This window comes from Burkholderia sp. AU16741, from assembly GCF_002223345.1.
Classification (GTDB): Bacteria; Pseudomonadota; Gammaproteobacteria; order Burkholderiales; family Burkholderiaceae; genus Burkholderia; species Burkholderia sola.
Genome location: NZ_NKEZ01000008.1, coordinates 684652 through 704467, shown reverse-complemented (window position 1 = coordinate 704467; position 19816 = coordinate 684652). Strand labels below are relative to the sequence as shown.

The following is a 19816-nucleotide window of genomic DNA, read 5'->3' as shown; positions in this document are numbered from 1 at the left end:
GAATCTTTCGATCACTCAGATTCCTTTAAAGAATGGAACTGAAACTGCTTCGCACGTTCCTGACGGTGACCGAGCTGTGCCATTTCAGCCGTGCGGCCGATGCGCTGCACATGAGCCAGCCTGCGCTCAGCAAGCAGATCGGCGCGCTCGAGGCGAGCCTCGGCGGCAAGCTGTTCGAGCGCGGCCGGCATGGCGCGGAACTGACGCCGTTCGGCGAACGCTTCCTATCCGACGCGCAGGCGCTCGTGCGCGATGCCGACGAAATCCTGGCCCGTGCGCGGGAAGCGACCAGCGGCCAGCGCGGGCATTTGCGGCTCGGCATCTGCCTGTCCGTGCTCACGCTCGTGCCGAAACTGATCGCCGAATTCCGTCGCCGCAATCCGGGTATCGCGGTGACGCTGAGCGACCTGTCGTCGTCCGAACAGACGCGCCGGCTGCACGCCGGCAAGCTCGACGCCGGTTTCCTGCGTCTGCCTGCCGACGAAGGCTTGTCGTCGTTCAAGGTGACCGACGAAGCGCTCGCGCTCGCGGTGCCGCCGCATCTGGGCTTCAAGCGCGTGCCGGCCAACCTCGACGTGCTCAACGAGATCGGCTTCATCGCGCTGCAGCGTGCGCGCGGCCCGGGGCTGGCCGCGCAGATCGACCGGTGGTGCGTCGAGCGCCGCTTCGTACCGCACGTGATGCAGCAGGCGGAGGACGTGCAGTCGGTGCTGACGTCGGTCGCGGCCGGCGTCGGCGTCGCGTTCATTCCGTCGAGCGCGCGGTACCTGCTGCGCGACGCGACGGTGCTGCCGCTCGACGGCCGGGACGCGAAGTGGCGCGTGGGGCTCGGATGGCGGTCCGAACGCGACGATCCGGTCACCACGCGTTTCGTGTCGTTCATGCGCGCCGCGCTCAAGGGCGCGTGACGCGGCGTATAGTGTCCGCGATGGTTGTCTTCATGCATGCCGGCCCGACGCCGGCCGACGAACCCGAACCGATGACTTCAGACTCCGACGAATCCCCGCTCGATCCCGCGCTCGTCGCCACGCTCGCGACGCTGAACGAAGCCGCGAGCGATCCGGCCGGCAAGGCGTGGTCGCTGCCGAAGATCGCGAAGCGCACGCAACTGCCGATGAGCACGCTGCGACGCGTGCTGACGCAGTTGGACGCAGCGGGCCTGAGCGCGGCGACGCTGAACGAGGACGGTACCGGCAGCGCCGCCCTGACCGACGAAGGGCGCGCGGTGTGCGCGCAACTGTTCGGCGCGAACGACGCGCAATGAATGAAAAAACGGGCCGCGGATGCGGCCCGTACATTACCGAACGACGTTTGGCCCGCGCGGGTGGCGCACGGGCCGGCACGTCGTCATCGGCGCACCATCAGAACCACTGCTTGTACCGGCGCACGTAGATCGTCTTGACGATCTGCGCGAGCACGATGTAGCCGACCATCGTCGCGGCGAGCCACAGCCAGTAGGTGCCCGGCAGGTGCATGAAGCCGATCGATTCCGCGAACGGCGAGAACGGCAGCCAGCAGCCGATCGCGATCGCCGTGAAGGTCGACAGCAGCACCGGCAGCGACGCCGTGCTCTGCAGGAACGGGATCTTCTGCGTGCGCAGCAGGTGCACGACGAGCGTCTGCGACACGAGGCTCTCGATGAACCAGCCCGAATTCATCACGATCTGGCCGCTCGCGCCGCCGTTCAGGTGATAGAGCGCGCCCGCCCCGAACACGGTCCACATCAGGATGTACGTCGTGATGTCGAATACCGACGACGTCGGCCCGACCCACAGCATGAAGCGGCCGATGTTGCCGGCTTCCCACTTGCGCGGCTTCTTCAGGAACTCGCGGTCCATCTTGTCCCACGGCAGCAGCATCTGCGACGTGTCGTAGATCAGGTTCAGCACGAGCAACTGCGTCGCGAGCATCGGCTCCCACGGCAGGAATGCGCTGGCGACGAGCACCGAGAACACGTTGCCGAAGTTCGAGCTGGCCGTCATGTTCAGGTATTTCAGGATGTTGCCGAACGTCTCGCGACCCTTGATCACGCCTTCCTCGAGCGCCATCAGGCTCTTCTCGAGCAGGATGATGTCGGCGGTTTCCTTCGCGATGTCGGCGCCGCTGTCGACCGAGATGCCGACATCGGCGTCGCGCAGCGCGGGTGCGTCGTTGATGCCGTCGCCGAGGAAGCCCACCGTGTGGCCGTTCGCCTGCAGCGCCTTGACGATGCGCGCCTTCTGCAGCGGCGTGAGCTTCGCGAACACGGTCGTGCGTTCGACCACCCGCGCGAGGGTTGCATCGTCGAGCGCTTCGATCTCCGTGCCGAGCATCGGCTTACCGGGTTCGAGGCCGACCTGGCGGCATACCTTCATCGTGACGGTCGGATTGTCGCCCGTCAGCACCTTCACCGCGACGCCGTTCTCGCGCAGCGCGGCGAGCGCCGGTGCGGCCGATTCCTTCGGCGGATCGAGGAAGGTCAGGAAGCCGCGCACGACGAGGTCGCGCTCGTCGGCGGTGCGGTATTGCGCGCGTTCGTCGCCGCGCGGAATCGTTCGGGTCGCGAGCACGAGCACGCGGAAGCCGTCCTCGTTGTACGCGGTGGCCTGTTCGAGCAGCCGCTTGCGGGCCACGAAGTCGAGCGGGCGCATGCCGTCCTCATCCTGCACGTGCGTGGACACCGCCAGCATTTCCTCGACCGCGCCCTTGCAGATCAGCAGGTGCGTGCCGCGCGTATCCTCGACGACGACCGACAGGCGGCGCCGCACGAAGTCGAACGGCAGTTCGTCGATCTTCTTGTAGCCCTGCGGCTTCACGCGTTCGCCGATCTCGTCGGCGCGCGCGACGACCGCGATGTCGATCAGGTTCTTCTGGCCGCTCTGGTGAAAGCTGTTCAGCCAGCCGAGCCGCAGGATGTCCTCGTTCTTGCGGCCGGACAGGTCGAGATGGTGTTCGAGGATGATCCTGTCCTGCGTGAGCGTGCCCGTCTTGTCGGTGCACAGCACGTCCATCGCGCCGAAGTTCTGCACCGAGTTCAGCCGCTTGACGACGACCTTGCGGCGCGCCATCGCGACCGCGCCGCGCGCGAGATTCGCGGTGACGATCATCGGCAGCATCTCGGGCGTGAGGCCCACGGCCACCGCGAGCGCGAACGTGAGGGCGCTCAGCCAGTCGCCCTTGGTCAGCCCGTTGATCATGAACACGATCGGCACCATCACGAACATGAACTTGATCAGCAGCCAGCTCACGCTCGCGACGCCGCGGTCGAAGCTCGTCTCGATGCGCTTGTGGCTCACGACGTTGCGCGCGAGCGAGCCGAAGTACGTGTCTTCGCCGGTCGCGACGACGACGGCCGTCGCCGTGCCGCTGACGACGTTGGTGCCCATGAAGCAGACGTTCTCGAGATCGAGCAGCGACGCCGGTGCGTCGTTGGCCGCGCCGGCCGCGCGCGTGCTCGCGGATTTGCCGGCCACCGCGCCGAGCGTGTCGTACTTCTCGACGGGCAGCGCCTCGCCGGTCAGCACGGCCTGGCTGATGAACAGGTCGCGCGACGCGAGCAGCCGCACGTCGGCGGGGATCATGTCGCCCGCGGAAAGATGCACGATGTCGCCGGTCACCACTTCGCGCATCGGTACCTCGCGGCGCGTCGGTTCCAACGAATCGGTCACCGCGCGCTGCACGGTCGCCGTCGTGCGCACCATCGCCTTGAGCTTCTCGGCCGCGCGCAGCGAACGGAATTCCTGCACGAAGCGCAGCAGCGCGCTGATCGTGACCATCGTCAGCAGGATCGTCATGCCGACGTAATCGCGATCGTCGGGCGCCGCGAAATAGACGTCGGTGCAGAAGCTGATGGCGGCCAGCACCAGCAGCACGTAGACGAACGGGTTGTGGAACGAGAGCAGCAACTGGCGGGTCCAGTGCGGCGGCTTGTCGTGCGCGATTTCGTTCGGGCCGTCATGCTGCAGGCGGTCGGCGGCCTGGTCGTAGGTGAGGCCGCGCGTGCTGGTGCGCAGCGACTTCAGCGTGTCTTCGAGCGGGCGGGCCGCTTCCTGCGCGACGCGCATGATGCGCGGGTCGGCCTGCTGGCCGGCGCCGGCCTTGATGAAGCCGCGTTGTTTCTTGTGAGAGGTGTTGTGTCGTGTCGTCATGAGTCGCTCCTAGCGCATGAGGCGGCGGGCGGGGAGCGGCCGCGACGGTATCGACGCGCGAGCGCTCCCCGCCGCGTCGCGTCAGGCGCGATCGGCTGTGGATCGGTAAAGGCGGGAACGCTCGCCGGCGCGCAGGATGCGGACGGCGTGTCGATGCGCAGCGTCGCACCGGCGAGCGGTAATCGACTACTGTCGTCCGAGTTCATCTGCACTCCTGTCGGTTGAGGATAGTCGGCACGGGCGATCGGCAACGGCGCGCAACGAGGCGCGCGGCCGGACGGCACGCGAACGGAGAGCGCACGCGGCCGGCGCCGCGCGCAACGCGAACGCACACGCGCGACGGTGCGTCGCGTGCATTCGACAACATCGAAAATTCGGCGGGAGATCTGGCCCGTGGTCAGGCCGGAAGGGCGCCGCATCCTGCTTCCCGGGATGCGGCAGAAGACGAGGCTCTGCGCGTTTTCCTCAGGCAGCAGTCAAGTTGGCCGGATACCAACTACAACTCGCATCGGTGTTCACAGAACACTCCATGTAACTAGACGGGGGCGATGGTAATGGCTCGCTGTGCGAAGCGTCAACCCTTTTGTCGGGCGTTATTTCGAGATGCTTGATCGGGCCGGTGCCCGTTCGCAAGCGCCCCCGACAACCCGCAATGAAACAGCCGCGCGCACACCTTGTCGGCATGCGCGCGGCCGCGTCGAACGAGGTGCGGTTACTGGTTCGCGGTCGCGACGGCGGCCCCTGCGTCGAGGATGCCCGAGCCCGCCGGCAGCGCGGTGCACGACGTGCCGGCCGCGAGCTTCGCCGCGCGCGTGCCGCCTTGCAGCTTCTGCAGGATCTGCGCGGGCGTGAGGTTGCCGTTCACCGACAGCATCAGCGCGGCGACCCCCGTCACCTGCGGCGCCGCGAGGCTGGTGCCGTTCGCGGGGCCGTAGGTGTCCGAGCCCGGCGTCGTCGTGCCGGTGTTCGACGTCGACAGGATGTTGACGCCCGGCGCGCTCAGCGCGACGTCGGCGCCGAAGTTGCTGAACGACGCGCGTCGGCCCGTCGCGTCGGTCGCACCGACGGTGATCACGCCGCGGCAGTTCGCGGGCTGGTCGAGCCCGGTCGACAGGCCGTCGTTGCCGGCCGCGACGACCACGGTCACGCCCTTCGCGGTCACGTCGTCGATCGCCTGCTGGAACGTCGTGCTGCATGCGCCGACGCCGCCGAGGCTCAGATTGATGATCTTCGCCGGGCGGGGGTTCGTCGGTACGCCGTTGACGGGAATGCCGGCTGCCCAGCGCATGCCGTCCGCGATGTCGCTCGTCACGCCGCCGCACTTGCCGAGTACGCGCACGGGCAGGATCTGGCCGAGCCACGATACGCCGGCGACGCCCGTGCCGTTGTTGGCGGTCGCGCCGATCACGCCCATCACGCGCGTACCGTGCCAGCTGCTGTTGCTGGGCTGGCTTGCGCAGTGATAGTACGGGCCGTTGACATTGTCGAGTTCCTGCTGCGTGACCCAGTCGCCCGGATCGGTGGCGTCCGGGCCGCGCGTCAAGCCGTTGTTGCTGGTGTTGACGTTGCTGATGAAGCTGTAGCCGGACAGCAGGTTGCCGACGAGGTCGCCGTGCGGCCGGTAGCCGGTATCCAGCACGGCGGTGACGACGGTCGGCGAGCCCTTGGTCACGTTCCACGCCGGCGGCATGTCGATGCCGGCGGCCGGGTCGGACAGGTTCCACTGCTGGTTGTAGAGCGGGTCACTCGGCGTGTCGCGGATCTGCATCGGGTGATCCGGTTCCGCGTAGTCGACATCGCTGTCCGCCGCGAACGCCTGCGCGAGCGCGGCGGCATCGGTGGCGTCCATGCGCTGGCCGAGCGACAGCACGGCCGCGCCATTCGAGATCGTGCGCTCGACCTGCACGTTCACCGGTGTTTGCGCGACCGTGCTCGCGTACGCGCGCGCGTTGCCGGTCACGGGCGCCGTCCAGCGCGTCATCGCGCGCTGGATCACCGCATCGAGTCGCGAGCCGTTGTCGATGGTCGCCATCGCGCGCGTGGCCGTCAGCGTTTTCAGCTTGACGATGAGGTGATCGACCGGCGGCTCGGCCGGTGCGGTCTGCGCGGCCATCTGCACGGCGGCCTGCTGCGACGTGCACGCATTGCCGCCGGACGATGTGGGCGGGGTGGTGGGGGCGGGCGCGGGAGTGGGTGCCGGTGCGGGCGTCGGCGCGGGTGAAGCGTTGGACGAAGACGGGTTGCTGCCGTCGCCGCCGCCTCCGCCGCAACCGGCGAGGGGCAGGAGGGCGGCGGCGGACAGCATGCCAGCGAGCATGCGCGCATGGGCCGAACGGGCCAGCGCGAAATTGAAGCGTTTGGCTTTCATGTCGAAAGTCGATCCTCGTAGATAACCGTCGTGCCGGTGGTGCATGGTCCGGCGCAAACCGGACCTTGTTTTTGTCGGCGCCCGCAGGCTGCTGCGACGCGCCATGCATTGGGTAACGGCTAATGAGGCGGCTTCTTGAATATGTTGTGTGTGAAAAAGGGGTGGGACGCAAACGATTGCGATGCTGTCTTGCAGCATGAACGCGCGTTTGGAACGGGTGATATGTTCATGGAGTGCAAGAATGCGGGCGGTCGATCCGGCGAAACATGCGGCGCAGGCGCTTTTGCGCGACGCGGAAACGATTTCTCCCGATGAAGGCGCGCGACGGAAGGCTTGACGGTTTCCCCGATGCGGCGCGAATTTTTTCGGGCGTACGATCGCGATTCGATCAACGTTTCGTCAGGAGAAAAGCATGGATCGCCGCTTTCGTTGGCTGGCCGTTGCGCTCACCTGCGCGCTGGCGGGCGCCGCCCACGCGCAGGCCCTTACCGGTACGCTGAAGAAGATCAAGGACACGGGCGTCGTGTCGCTGGGCATTCGCGAGTCGTCGGTGCCGTTCTCGTATTCGGACAACCAGCAGAAGAACATCGGCTATTCGCGGGACATCGCGTCGCGCATCATCGACCAGTTGAAGACGGATCTGAACCTGCCGAACCTCGCGGTGAAGGAGATCCCGATCACGTCGCAGAACCGGATTCCGCTGCTGCAGAACGGGACGATCGACTTCGAATGCGGCTCGACGACGAATACGCTCGAACGGCAAAAGCAGGCCGCGTTCTCGAACAGTATCTTTTTGTATGGCATCCGCTTCAGCACGCGCAAGGATTCGGGCGTGAAGGACTTCGCGGACCTGGCCGGCAAGACGGTCGCGACGACGGCCGGCACGTCGGACGAGCGCCTGTTGCGCAAGCTCAACGAAGAGAAGGCGATGAACATGACGATCATCAGCGCGAAGGATCATGCCGAAGCGTTCATGAACGTCACGACCGGGCGCGCGGTCGCGTTCGTGATGGACGAGCCGCTGCTGTACGGCGAGATCGCGAAGGACCGCAACCCCGCTGCGTATACGGTCGCGGGCACGCCGCTCGTTCACGAGAACTACGCGTGCATGATGCGCAGGGACGATCCGGCGTTCAAGCGTGTGGTCGACGGCGTGATCGCGAAGATGCAAACGTCGGGCGCGGCCGAGAAGCTGTACGACCGGTGGTTCATGCAGCCGATTCCGCCGAAGGGCGTGAGCCTCAACTATCCGCTGTCGGCTGAGATGAAGCAGTTGTTCAAGAATCCGACGGATCAGGCGCAGTACTGATTCGGCCGTCGCAATGAAAAACCGCCGGCGCGTGCCGGCGGTTCGAGCGCAGGGCGCCGAGCGGCGCGAAGCGCGTCAGGCCTTGATTTCCGGGCCGCGTGCGGCGGGTGCGGCCGGTGCGGCCGGTCTTGCGGGGGCCACCGACGGCATCGGCGGCTGGGCCGGGACGATGACGAGCACCGGTTGGGGCGCGGCCCACGCCGGTATCGCGAACCCGACGGGCTGCGGCATCGGCATTGCGAACGCGTTGGCGAGCGCGATGTGCTGCAGCGCCATCATCTGCTGCTGCATCGCGACCATTTGCGCCTGCGCCGCCTGCATCCGGTACTGCGCGGCCTGTATTTGCCGCAACGCCGCCGCGGGCGGCACGCCGCCCGACGACGACGTCTGCATCTCGAAGCTCGCGCCGCCTTGCGGGCTACTCCAGCTCCACGTGCTGACCTTCATCGGGCCGACGGCCGTCTGGACGACGCGCGTTTCGGCTTTCACGGGCACGGCTTGCCCGTCGACGTTGACGAACATCGGGTGGGCGGCCGCCGCCGCGCCGGCCTGCCCGGCCAGCGCGAACACGGGCACCAGCGCCAGCGCACCCGCCGCCATATACGAACGGAATCGCATCTTCGTATCTCCATCAAACGACTGATCGAATCAACAATGACGTACGGCTCACGAAGTGAGCCATCCGGGACAATGCGACCGTCGGCTTAAATCAACATTAAAATTGCCGCCGGCCGGCCCGATCAGCAGATTTCAGGACGTGCCGCCATCGGCATTCAACCTCGCCCGTGCCAGGGGAATCCTGTCGCCCGGTGCAACAACGGGCACAATACGGAATTCGCCACGATCGCACGCATGTTCGGCATTCGAACATTGCCGGTGCGGCCTGCTGCCCGACCTCCTTCCCAGTCTTCATGAACGCCACGCCCACGCCCGCGCGCGAGTCCAATTCGCCGCGCTTCCTGCTGTTCCTGATCTGCCTGTTCGCATCCGCCGGCCAGCTCGCGATCGATATCTACGTGCCCGCGCTGCCCGACATGGCTCGCTCGTTCGCGACCACGCCGCAGGCGATCCAGTCGAGCGTGTCCGGCTACATGGCGGCCTACGCGCTCGGCCAGCTGATCTTCGGTCCGATCGCCGACGCCTACGGACGCAAGCGCGTGCTCGCGTTCGGGCTCGTGATCTACACGATCGGCTGCCTGCTGTCGCTCGGCGCGCCGAACCTGGAAACGTTCGTGCTCGCGCGCTGCCTGCAGGGCTTCGGGATCGCGACCACCAACCTGCTGGCGAAGGCGATCATCACCGATTCGTTCTCCGGCCAGGCGTTGATGCACGCGTTCACGTACATGTCGATCGCGTGGGGGCTGGCGCCGATCATCGCGCCGGTGATCGGCGCGCACCTGCAGGAATGGTTCGGCTGGCGCGCGTGCCTCGTGTTCCTGCTGGTCTACTCGCTGGCGATGTGGGCGCTGCTGTGGCGCTACCGCGAAACCTTGCCGAAGCCCGTGCATCTCGAGCCGCGCACGCTGATGACGAACGCGGGCAAGGTGCTGGCGAGCCCGGTGTTCCAGAGCTGTTTCCTCGCCCAGGGGCTCTGCTACAGCATCCTGCTGGTGTTCAACATCGTCGGCCCGTTCATGGTGCAGACCACGCTGCACAAGCCGCCGACCTTCTTCGGTTATCTCGCACTCGGCATCGGCCTCATGTATTTCCTCGGCGGCCTGTCGAACCGGATTCACGGCCGCGGGCTGCCGAGCGCCGAGCAACGGCTGCGTATCGGCGCGCGCGTGATGGCGGGCGCGTCGATCGCGATGCTGGTGCTGGCGCTGACCGTCGGCCTGCGTGTGTGGACGCTTGCGACGCCGGTGCTCGTGATGGGCTTCTGCGCGGGTGCGATGTATCCGACGCTGATGGCCAAGGGCAATTCGCTGTTTCCGCATATCGCCGGCCTGACGAGCGCGATTCTCGGCTGTGCGCTGCTGCTCGTGTCGTCCGCGATGATGGGCCTGGCCGGGTTCGTGTCGATTCACGTGCTGACGCCGCTCGCGGTGTTCTTCGTCGCGTTGTCGTTCATCGTCGTGTGGATGGTGACGAAGCTGCTGCGGTATCTGTCGCAGCAGCAGGCGGCGACGGTGGTGTGCGGAAGCGGGGAGGCGGCGTAAGCGCCGGCTCGCGATCGACTCATGAACCGGATCCTGCTGAATCGCGTTGCCCGGTCCGACGCCGCCGATCTGATCGCCGCGAACCGCGCGAGCCGGAGCCATCATCTGCCGTGGGTCGATTCGTTCATCGACCAGGCCGGGTTCGATCAATGGTTCGCCCGCTGCCTGACGGGGCCGAACGTCGGGTTTGTCGCGCGCGAGCGGGCGTCAGGCGCGGTGGTCGGCGTGGTGAACCTCAACGAGATCGTCGGCGGCGTGTTCCAGAGCGCTTATCTTGCGTACTACGGAATGGCGGATTTCAGCCGCAAGGGGCTGATGACGAATGCGCTGCGCGCGGCGATCGACGTCGCGTTCGGCGAACTCGGGCTGCACCGGCTCGAAGCGAATATCCAGCCCGGCAACCATGCGTCGATCGCGCTGGTTCGGCGGCTCGGTTTCAGGCAAGAGGGATTTTCGCCGCGCTATCTGCGCATCGGCGGCGAATGGCGCGACCACGAGCGTTGGGCGTTGCTGGCCGACGACGCGCACGAAGCCGACGCCTGACGGTCGATTCTCGTCCCGCCTCGCGGCGCTTACAGCGGATGGGCGGCCCCGGCCTGCTGCAACAGCGACACGGCCGCCGGATCCGGCAGTCCGTTCGGGGCGATCGCTCCGGCCTTGGCCAGCGCGACGAGATCGCTGTCGACGCCCGGCTGCCCGACCACGAACGACGTGGTCAGGAACGCCGGCGCGGCGAGCGTGACCGCATAGCGCTGTTGCAGGTTCGTCACCACGGCCGATTGCGCGGCCTGCACGGTGTCCAGGCTGTTCATCGCCCGCTGGTAGCGCAGGGTGCCCTGGAAATTACCGATCAGCCCGGCCGTGTTCGTTCCGAGTTGCGCCGCGAGATAGACGAGCATCAGCTCGGTCTCGGGCGTCGTGTTGAAGGTGCCGCCCGCGTAGGCGAGCGAATGCAGGCTCGCGCCGCCCGACGCCACGGTGATCACGCATGGCAGCGCCGCGTCGAGCGTCACATGGTAGTTGCCGCCTCCGTCCGTCAGCGTCGTTGCCGAGCCGGCCGCGCAATTGACCGTGACTTGCGCGCTCGCGAGCGCGTCGCCCGTCGCGGCCGTGCCCGACAGCGAGACGGTTTGCGTGTTGTCGTTGAAGCACGCGTCGACGCCGAAGCAGGCATCGCCGTTGCAGGCCTGGAGGGCGGCGAGCGTTGCAGCGCACAACGCGCCCAGCGCGGGGCGGGTGAAGCGCGTAAGGCGAATGTTCATGGTCGCGGGCAATCCGAGAGAATGAGGCAACCGGTGCGCGTGGGGGAATGCGGCGCTGTTGTCATTCTATGTCGTGATCCGGGGAAAGCGAATACGGCCGGCCAATAAGGCCGGCTCGCCGGTTCAAGGCTTGCGCGTGGCCGGCTTCGCGAACGCGCCGCGCACCTCGAAGCCGATCGCATCCGCGACGTTGCCGCGCGCGTCGACGAGTTCGAGCCGGTGCCGGCCCGGCCACGGCAGCCACGCGACGCGATCGGCGTGGCCGATCACCTTGTCGTCGAGCCGCCACGCGAACTTCGTTGCCCGCCCGGCCGAGCGTTCGAACCAGATCCGCTGGTTCTTCGGCGGAATGTCCGGGTCGATCGCGAAGATCGTGCCGTCGGTCGGCGCGCCGATCGTCAGCGGCGCGCGCGCCGCGTCCTTGCCGGGCGTGACCGGCGCCGCGAGCCGTATCGTGTCGACCGCCGTGCCCGCGATGAACCACTCGTTGCGGGCCGGCTCGATATCGCGCTCGAACGCGATGCGGCGCGTCTCGACGCCGGCCGGCGCGCGCGGCGCACGGCTCGGCAGCTCGCGGTGCAGGTAGCCGACGACGGCCGACCACACGGGCGACGCGCCCGTGACGCCCGACACGTCCCACATCGGCGAGCCGCCCGCATTGCCGACCCACACGCCGACCGTATAGCGCGACGTGAAACCGATCGTCCAGTTGTCGCGCATGTCCTTGCTCGTGCCGGTCTTGACCGCGGAGAAGAAGCGTGTCGCGAGCGGGTTGTCGAAGCCGAAGGTGCGCACGCGCGCGTTGTTGTCGGACAGGATGTCGGTCACGATGAAGCTGGCCGCTTCACTGAACACGCGCGTGCCGGCGTCCGTACGCGCGGATGCCGATGCGCCGGATGCGCCGGAGGCCGGCGTCGATGCAGCGGCGGGCAGGTCGACGACCTTGCGTGCGACGCCGCCGTTCGCGAGCGCGCGGTATGCGTTGGTCAGCGACAGCAGCGTGACGTCCGCGCTGCCGAGCGCGAGACTGAAGCCGTAGTAATCGCCTTCTTGCGCGAGCGGCAGGCCGAGCGCGGTCAGCGTGCGCGCGAAGCGGTGCGGCGTGACGAGCACGAGCGTGCGCACGGCCGGCACGTTCAGCGAGCCGCCGAGCGCGCTGCGCACGCTCACCCAGCCCTTGAAATCCTTGTCGTAGTTCTGCGGAATATAGAGGCCGCCGCCGGCCGCGAGGTTGATCGGCGCATCGTCGAGCAGCGACGCGGCGGTCAGCCGTTTCTCGTCCAGCGCCTGCGCATAGAGGAACGGCTTGAGCGTCGAGCCGGCCTGGCGCGGCGCGAGCACGGCATCGACGTCGCGCGCGCTCGACAGCGCCCCCGACGAGCCGACCCACGCGCGGATCTCGCCGGTCGCGTTGTCGATCACGACGACCGCGCCGTCCTGCACGTTGCGTCGGTGCGCGGGCGCATTGAGCTCGGTCAGCGCGCGCATCAGCGTGTCCTGCGCGAAGCGCTGCAGCGGGGCATCGAGCGTCGTGCGGACTTGCGCGCCGGCCGCCGGCTTGACCTCGGCCGCGATGCGCCGCGCGAAATGCGGGGCGAGGGCGGCGCCGTCGTCGCGTACGGCGTTGGCCGGGCGCGCGGTGACGAGTTGCACGTAGCCGTCGAGCGACGCGCACGCCTGCGCGGCCTGCATGTCGCGCAGGATCCGGCACGCGCGTTCGGCGATCTTCGCCGGGGCCGCGTTGGGCGCACGCACGAGTGCGGCGGCGATCGCGGCCTCGCGTGCGTCGAGCCCCGACGGCGCCTTGCCGAACAGCACCTGCGACAGCGAGCCGAGCCCGATCGTCTCGCCGCGGAACGGCACCAGGTTCAGGTACGCCTCGAGGATCTGGTCCTTGCGCCAACTGCGTTCGAGCCACAGCGCGTTCACGGCCTGCGTGGCTTTCTGGGGCAGCGAGCGCTGGCCCGAACGGCGCGGCGAATCGCTGAGCAGGCCCGCGAGCTGCATCGTGACGGTCGACGCGCCGCGTGTGCGCTCGTTCCACAGGTTGCCCCATGCCGCGCCGGCGATCCCGCGCCAGTCGACGCCGCTGTGTTCGTAGAAGCGCTTGTCCTCGGACACGACGATCGCCTCGCGGAACGCGGGCGATACGTCGGCGAGCGACACCCAGTCGCCGCGCCGTTCGGTGAGGTCCACACGCGTGCGCTGCAGCGGCGTGCCGTCGCGCGCGAGCAGCACCCAGTCGGAGCTGCGCCAGTTGCGGCGCACGTCGTCGTAGCCGGGCAGCGCATGCGCGACGAGCGGCGCGGCCAGCACCACGGCGACGAATACGCGGCCGGCGAAACGCGCCGGCCGCGGCAATGCCAGATCGATCATCGCGGTCTCGTCACTTGCCCGCGTCGGCCGGCTTCACGGTCATCGGCGGGTTCGGCCACAGGCCGTACACGGACGGCGCATACAGCGCCTCGACGCGCGTCGGCGGCAGTCCGAACGTGCCGACGTTGTTCAGCCGCACCGTGTACTCGACCGAGAATTTGCCCTTCGGCAAATAATCGTAGTACGCGCGGTAGCCGTCGAAGTCGCGCTCGATGAACGCCGGCCACGCGCCGTCGGGCGTTTTCTCGCCCTGCGTCGCGGCTTCGGAATCGCGACCGAGGCCCGATCCGAGGATCGTCGCGCCGGCCGGGATCGGATCGTTGACGGCGACCCACGTCATGTCGCTTTGCGCATCGATGTCGAGATGCACGCGCACGACGTCGCCGCGCGTCAGCACGCCCTTGACGGCCGGCGACACGGGCGTGACGGTCTTCGTGATCCGGTAGCCGGCCGCGAACGGCGCGCGCAACGGCACGGCCGCGAGGCTTTCGACCGTGGCCCACGGGCGGCCCGTGCCGTCTTGCGTGACCGACAGCGTGGCCGGCCCCTGCGACGCACGCGGCCACGGCATCAGCACGCTGCGCGCGGCGGCCGCGCGGGTCGCCGGCGTGGCTGACGCCGGCGCATCGGCGGGCGCGGCCGATGCCGCCTGCGACCACGAGATCGTGCGCTCGTCGCCGCCCAGCGCCACCTTCGTCGCGCCGGCGACCGGCGTGCTCTCGTAGGTGCGCGAGAAGCGCTCGATCGCGAGCAGGCCGAGCGCGTTCGACGTCGTCGTCTGCCATGCACCCTGGCGCTGAAGTGCGAGCAGGCCGGCCGTCACGCGCGGCATCTCGTCCTTCCATGCCGGGTCGCCCGCGAACTCCAGCGCGAGACGCGCGGCGTTGGTCTCGTTGCTGGTCATCAGCCACCACAGATCGTCGTCGCGCGCGGTCGAGAACACGAGCTGCGTGCCCTGGTACGTCAGGCGCGCCCGCAGGATCTGCTCGACCTGCGCGCGTTTCTCGTCGCGTTGCGGGATGTCCTTCACGCGCGTGAGAATCGCGTGATAGTCGATCACCGCCGACGTCGGCCACTGGTTCGGCGCGATCTCGATCGAACCGAGCATGCGGCCCTGCGCGGCGCCGTAGCGCGACAGCGCCTCGATCGCGGCGAGCTTGCGCAGGTCGCGATCCTGGCGCGGCGCCCACGTGTTGCGCTCGAGGCGGCCGTCGACGAAGCGCGCGAGCCCGGCTTCGAGCTGCGTGCGCAGATCTTCCGGCAGCGCGAAGCGCGGATCGAGGCGGCTTGCCTCGTCGGACACGACGAGCAGGTATGACGACAGCGTCGCGCTGCCGTGATGCGAATCGTCGGACGACGGCGGGAAATAGCTCGCGAGCCCGTCGCTGTCCAGATAGACGGGCATCCGTGCGATCAGCGCCTGCCATTGCGCGGGGTCGCGCAGCCCGATTGCGCGCGACGTCTGCTGTTCGAGGCAGCGGTACGGATAGCGCTCGAACCAGCGCCGCACGCCGGGCAGCCCGTCGGCAAGCTTCGACTGCAGCGATACCGCGATGCCGCCGCGCGGTACGCCTTGTGCGTTGCTCACGGCACCGGCCGGGGCCGCGACGGGCACCGTCAGCGTGCCGTCGACCTGCGCGAGCGTCGCCTGCTGCACGGTCACCGGCAGCGCGGGCACGACCTTCTGCGCGACGGCCAGCGCGTCGGACGCGCGCTTGCCGCCTTGCTCGGCCGCCTCAATGCGCCAGTTCAGCGCACCGGCCGCATCGAGCGCCTGCTCGGGCACGGTGATCGTCCATGCGACCTCGGTCGCCGCATTCGCCGCCAGCGATACCGTTTGCGGCGCGACGTCGAGACCCGTCACGCGTGGCGTCACGACGACCTGCATCGCACGGTCGGTCGTGTTGCGCAGCGTGACCTGCGCGCGGAACGCGTCGCCTTCGCGCACGAGCGGCGGCAGGCCGGAGATCAATTGCAGATCCTGCGTGCTGCGGATCGACGTGCTGCCCGTGCCGAAGCGGTCGGGGCCGACCGCCGCGATCGCCACGATCCGGAAGCGCGTGAGCGCATCGTTCAGCGGCACGTCGACGGTTGCGCTGCCGTTCGCATCGAGCGTCACGCGCGGGTTCCACAGCAGCAGCGTGTCGAATAGCTCGCGGGTCGGCGCGCTGCCGCCGCCGCCGCCGGCCGGCACCGCCTTGCGGCCGAAGTGGCGGCGGCCGACGATTTCCATCTGCGCGGTGGCTGTTTCGACGCCGTACGCGCGCCGGCGCAGCATCGCGCCGAGCAGGTCCCAACTGTTGTTCGGCATCAGTTCGAGCAGCGCTTCATCGACGGCCGCGACGGCGATCTGCGTGCCCGCCGGTGCCGGCTGGCCGTTCGGCAGCGTGACCTTCACATGCGCCTGCGCCTTGCTGCGTACCGTGTAGCGGGTCGCGTCGGTCGTCACGGTCACACCGAGGCGATGAACGCCCGTGCCGACCTTGATCTCGCCGAGGCCATAGCGGAACGCGGGCTTCGACAGGTCGACGAACGCGGTCGGCGCCTCATAGTGGCGGCCTTCGCGCCAGAACGCGCGCGCCCATTCGACCGGCGCCTTCCAGCCCCACGTGAAGAACGAATACCACGGCACCTCGCGAATCCGCCCGCGCAGCGCGAGCACCGACACGTAGACGTTCGGCCCCCACGATTCGCCGACCTTCAGGTCCACGGTCGGGTTCTTGCCGTTCAGCTCGACGATGTGCGTCTCCATCACGCCGCCGCGCTCGACCGCGACCAGCGCGGTCGCGTAGCGGAACGGCATGCGGACCTGGAAGCGGGCCGTTTCGCCCGGTTCGTACGACGTTTTTTCGGGGATCACGTCGATCCGGTCGGTATTGTCGCCGCCGAACCAGAGTTCGTCCTCGCGCGTGACCCATACCGACGTCGATGCATTCGACGTACGGCCGTCGCCGTCCTTCGCGACCGCGATCAGCTGCACGTTGCCGGCCTGCTCGAGCGTCGCGTCGCAGGCCATGCGGCCCTTGTCGTCGGTCTTGCCCGAACACAGCACGCCGAGGTCGCGCGTGTCGCTCTTGTTGTCGTACGCATAGAAGCCGCCGACCATCCGCTTGCGCGACGACGTCGTGATGCGCGCGACGCCCTTGATCTCGATCGGCACCGACGCGCGCGGCTTGCCCTGCAGATCGACCGCCAGCGCCTGCACCGGCACGCGCTGGCCGACCGACACCCAGCGGCCGGCCTTGATGCCGGCCACCACCGCGGCCGGCCACAGGATCGTGTCGCCGCGGATCGTCTGAACTTCGCCGTTCGGGTCCGCGAACGTCGCCTCCAGCGCGATGCGCTTCGGTGCGTCGACGTCCGGCAGGCCCTTGAGCGTGACCGAGCCCGCACCGTTGCGGTCGAGCGTCAGCGGCAGCTTGTCGGCAATCAGCTTCGTCGCGTCGGGATCGTTGCTCGACGCCGACGACGATGCGTTGTCGCCGTCCTGCGCATCGTCGTCGGCATTGCCGTCGCTCGTGTCCGGGCGATACGGCGTGAAGCTGAAATCCTCGAAACGATCCGCGAACGGCGGCGACGCCCACTTCATCAGCGCCGACACCTGCACGGGCAGGTTCGATGCGCCGCCGCCCGACACGTAGTCGATCTGCACCGCGAGCGGCGCTTCCTTGACCGCGACGAGCGGGCTCTTCTGCGCGTCGCGCGCGCCGATCGAGCCTTTCAGCACCGGCAGGCGGAACGCCTCGACGCGGAAGCTGCCGCTGTAGTAGGTGGCGGTCGGCGCATCGTCCGGGCCGCCTTCGAGTTCGACGCTGTATTCGCCGAGCTTCGCGGCGGCCGGCAGCGTGAACTGCGAATCCGCGCTGTGGTCGGCCGCCCACGTGAGCGGCAGCTTGTACGTCTGGCCCGTGCCGAGATGCCGGATCGTCACGCGCGTCGGGTATTGCGACGGGAACGCGAGGCTTTGCAGCGTCTCGGTGCGGATGAAATGCTTCATCGACACGGTTTCGCCGGCGCGCAGCAGCGTGCGGTCGAACACCGTATGCGCGCGCACGGTCGGCGCGCTGTCGGTGTCGGTCGGCACGTTGAAGCGCCACGATTCGATCCCGCGGTTCCAGCCCGAGCTGACGAACGCCATGTCGGGGCCCGTCTTCGGATCGTCGACGCGTGCCGACACGAAGTAGTCGTCGAAACGCTGTTCCGACGAGCTGCACGCGCGCTTCGGCTCGAACGGCCCGTCGATCTTCAGCAGGCCCTGTGCGTCGGTCTTGCCGGCCGCGATTTCGTCGCCGTTGCAGTCCGACACGCGGATCTGCGCATTCGGCACCGGCTTGCCCTTGTCGAGCGTCGTGACCCACACGAGGTTGTTTTCGCGGCCCTGTTTCAGGTGCACGCCGAGGTTCGTGACGAGCACGGTGGTGCGCACGTACATGCTCGACGGCTTCGCGAGCAGCGAGCGGCCGAGCGCGGGCGACGCGAGTTCGAGCACGTAGAAGCCGGGCTTCTCGATCGGCACGCCGACCACTTCGAACGGGCGCAGCGCTTTCGGATCGGCTTTCGGCAGTGTCAGCACCTGCGCGCCGGGCTCGCCCGCGAGCAGCGACAGCGAGCGCACGTCGATGCGGCGGTTCTTCGGCGCGGGCTGCTTTTCGCCGGCCTCGAGCGGCACGTAGACGGGGCGTTGCCCCTTGCGTTCCAGCAAGCCCGGAATCTGGCTGTCGATCGAGCCGGCCGTCATCGACCAGTTGTCGAAGCGATCGACGGTGCGCATCCATTCACGGATCGCGGTGTCGTTCTCGACCTTCAGGTTCGCGAATTGCGCGCCGCCCGCATTGAGGCCCGCGATATGCAGGTCGGCCTCGACGTTGCGCAGCGTGACGGGCACCAGCGCGGGCGTGCCGGGTTCGGCGAAGCGCTCGACGATCCCGAAGGTGCCCGACGAGAATTTCGCGAGCGGCGGCATCGGTGCCGTGCGCGTCGCGAGCGGGAACAGGTCGGCGTTGGACAGCGGCCGGTCGGTCACGTCGTGCAGGCCGGACGGCAGCTCGACGGTCAGGCCGGCCTGCGCGGGCAGCGGCGGATTGAACGTGACGGTCGTCACTTCCTCGCTGTGATCGTCGGCCGCGAAGGTCGGCGACAGCGTGCCGTCGGGGCCGCGCAGCTTGATCGCTTCGGCCAGCTTGCGCGCGATCGGCGCATTGAACGACAGCGTGAGCGGGCGCAGCGGCGTGCAGGGCGCTTTCGCGTTCTCGCGTTCGCACGAGAAGCTCGCGGCGAACGGGGCGCGCACGGTGAAATCGAAGCGCCGTTCGGTTTCGTTCGCGATGCCGCTCGGGCTCGCGACGCCCTTGCCGTACACGAGCTGCATCTTCGCGCTTGCCGGCAGCGCCTGCGCGCACGACAGCGTCAGCACGCGCGCCGCCTCTTTCTTCAGCCCGAAATGGTCGAGCAGCGCGTTGCGCGTATCGTCGTCGGCCGCCGTGACGGGAATGCGGTTGCCGATGCCGGCCGCCTCGCACCAGATGTTCGCGAGTGCCGAACGCGGCTCGGCCGGGCCGTTCAGCTTCATCACGAAGACCTGCCGCTCCTCGATCTCGCGCGAGCCGGGGCGTACCGACACCGGGAACGGGCCGCCCGTCTGGAACGTGAAGCGACGCGGGCCGCTGGCCGCATTGCCGGCGACCGAGCGCAGCGTGTCGTTGAGCGCGACCGAGCAGCGTACGCCCGGCGGCAGGTCGCTTTCGAAATCGTAAACCCAGGTCTTGTCGTCGAGCCAGTGGCCCGAGCCGCGCGTGGCCGTCGAATCGTTGCAGGTCACGCGCGCCGGACTCGGCGCGGAGGCCGAGCCGAACGCGACCATCGGTTCGTCGAACTTGACGACGCTCTGCCGGACTTCGGTGACGGTGCCCTGCGGCGACACGCTCACCGTGCGCGCCGCGCCCGCATGCAGCGACAGCGCCGCGGCGCCGCCGAGCGCCGCGACGGCGCCGATGCGCCAGAGCAGCCGGGTCGTGTGGTTGGTCAGGTTGGTTTCTTTGTTGTGCTTGTCGTGCTGCTTCATCGCTCGATTGCCCTCGGAGGGAAGCTTTCTGTTTGATTGCACGCGATTCTAACCGACCGCCATGCGCGCGCAGTGCGGCGTGCGGGTGCAGTGTGTGGTCGGCACGCGACACGGGTATGCCTGCCGCAGATTTGTCGCGTCGACGACACAAAAA

General features: G+C 68.4%; 11 protein-coding genes. 5 read left to right on the top strand and 6 right to left on the bottom strand.

The genetic code is table 11. The features are described 5' to 3' along the window. The first annotated feature begins 32 nt into the window (after positions 1-32). Together CFB89_RS23625 and CFB89_RS23620 are read left to right on the top strand one after the other, a co-directional pair. On the top strand, positions 33-908 hold the full coding sequence (locus CFB89_RS23625; RefSeq protein WP_089469975.1) for a LysR family transcriptional regulator: 876 nt from the start codon (positions 33-35) through the stop codon (positions 906-908). A gap of 71 nt (positions 909-979) precedes the next feature. After that, positions 980-1264 (top strand): transcriptional regulator, encoded by a 285-nt coding sequence (locus tag CFB89_RS23620; protein ID WP_089470587.1) that lies wholly within the window; start codon positions 980-982, stop codon positions 1262-1264. 97 nt (positions 1265-1361) lie between these two features. Here CFB89_RS23620 and mgtA read toward each other — a convergent pair whose 3' ends face one another. After that, positions 1362-4127 (bottom strand): magnesium-translocating P-type ATPase, encoded by a 2766-nt coding sequence (gene mgtA / locus CFB89_RS23615; protein WP_089469974.1) that lies wholly within the window; start codon positions 4125-4127, stop codon positions 1362-1364. Positions 4128-4839: 712 nt separating this feature from the next. Continuing rightward, a complete protein-coding gene (locus tag CFB89_RS23595) occupies positions 4840-6495 on the bottom strand; it encodes a S8 family peptidase (RefSeq protein ID WP_089469971.1) in 1656 nt (551 codons plus the stop codon). A 412-nt stretch (positions 6496-6907) separates the two neighbouring features. Between CFB89_RS23595 and CFB89_RS23590 the strand changes: the two genes are divergently transcribed. Further along, complete coding sequence (locus CFB89_RS23590) at positions 6908-7804, top strand: glutamate/aspartate ABC transporter substrate-binding protein (RefSeq protein WP_089469970.1); 897 nt, start codon at positions 6908-6910, stop codon at positions 7802-7804. Between the two features lie 75 nt (positions 7805-7879). On the opposite strand, the gene CFB89_RS23585 is transcribed toward CFB89_RS23590, so the two are convergent. After that, positions 7880-8422, bottom strand: coding sequence for a hypothetical protein (locus tag CFB89_RS23585; RefSeq protein ID WP_089469969.1), 543 nt, complete (start codon positions 8420-8422; stop codon positions 7880-7882). Between the two features lie 293 nt (positions 8423-8715). Between CFB89_RS23585 and CFB89_RS23580 the strand changes: the two genes are divergently transcribed. After that, positions 8716-9963: a multidrug effflux MFS transporter gene (locus CFB89_RS23580; protein ID WP_089469968.1), complete on the top strand. Its 1248-nt coding sequence runs from the start codon at positions 8716-8718 to the stop codon at positions 9961-9963. A gap of 21 nt (positions 9964-9984) precedes the next feature. After that, positions 9985-10506, top strand: a complete 522-nt coding sequence (locus CFB89_RS23575) for a GNAT family N-acetyltransferase (protein WP_089469967.1) — start codon at positions 9985-9987, stop codon at positions 10504-10506. Positions 10507-10535: 29 nt separating this feature from the next. Here CFB89_RS23575 and CFB89_RS23570 read toward each other — a convergent pair whose 3' ends face one another. The 3 genes from CFB89_RS23570 to CFB89_RS23560 all read right to left on the bottom strand — a co-directional run bounded on the left by CFB89_RS23570 (position 10536) and on the right by CFB89_RS23560 (position 19662). Continuing rightward, entirely contained in the window at positions 10536-11225 is a 690-nt protein-coding gene (locus tag CFB89_RS23570; RefSeq protein WP_089469966.1) for a hypothetical protein, read from the bottom strand. Between the two features lie 123 nt (positions 11226-11348). Further along, complete coding sequence (pbpC, locus tag CFB89_RS23565; protein WP_089469965.1) at positions 11349-13601, bottom strand: penicillin-binding protein 1C; 2253 nt, start codon at positions 13599-13601, stop codon at positions 11349-11351. A 10-nt stretch (positions 13602-13611) separates the two neighbouring features. Continuing rightward, a complete protein-coding gene (locus CFB89_RS23560; protein WP_089469964.1) occupies positions 13612-19662 on the bottom strand; it encodes an MG2 domain-containing protein in 6051 nt (2016 codons plus the stop codon). Between the last annotated feature and the right edge of the window lie 154 nt (positions 19663-19816).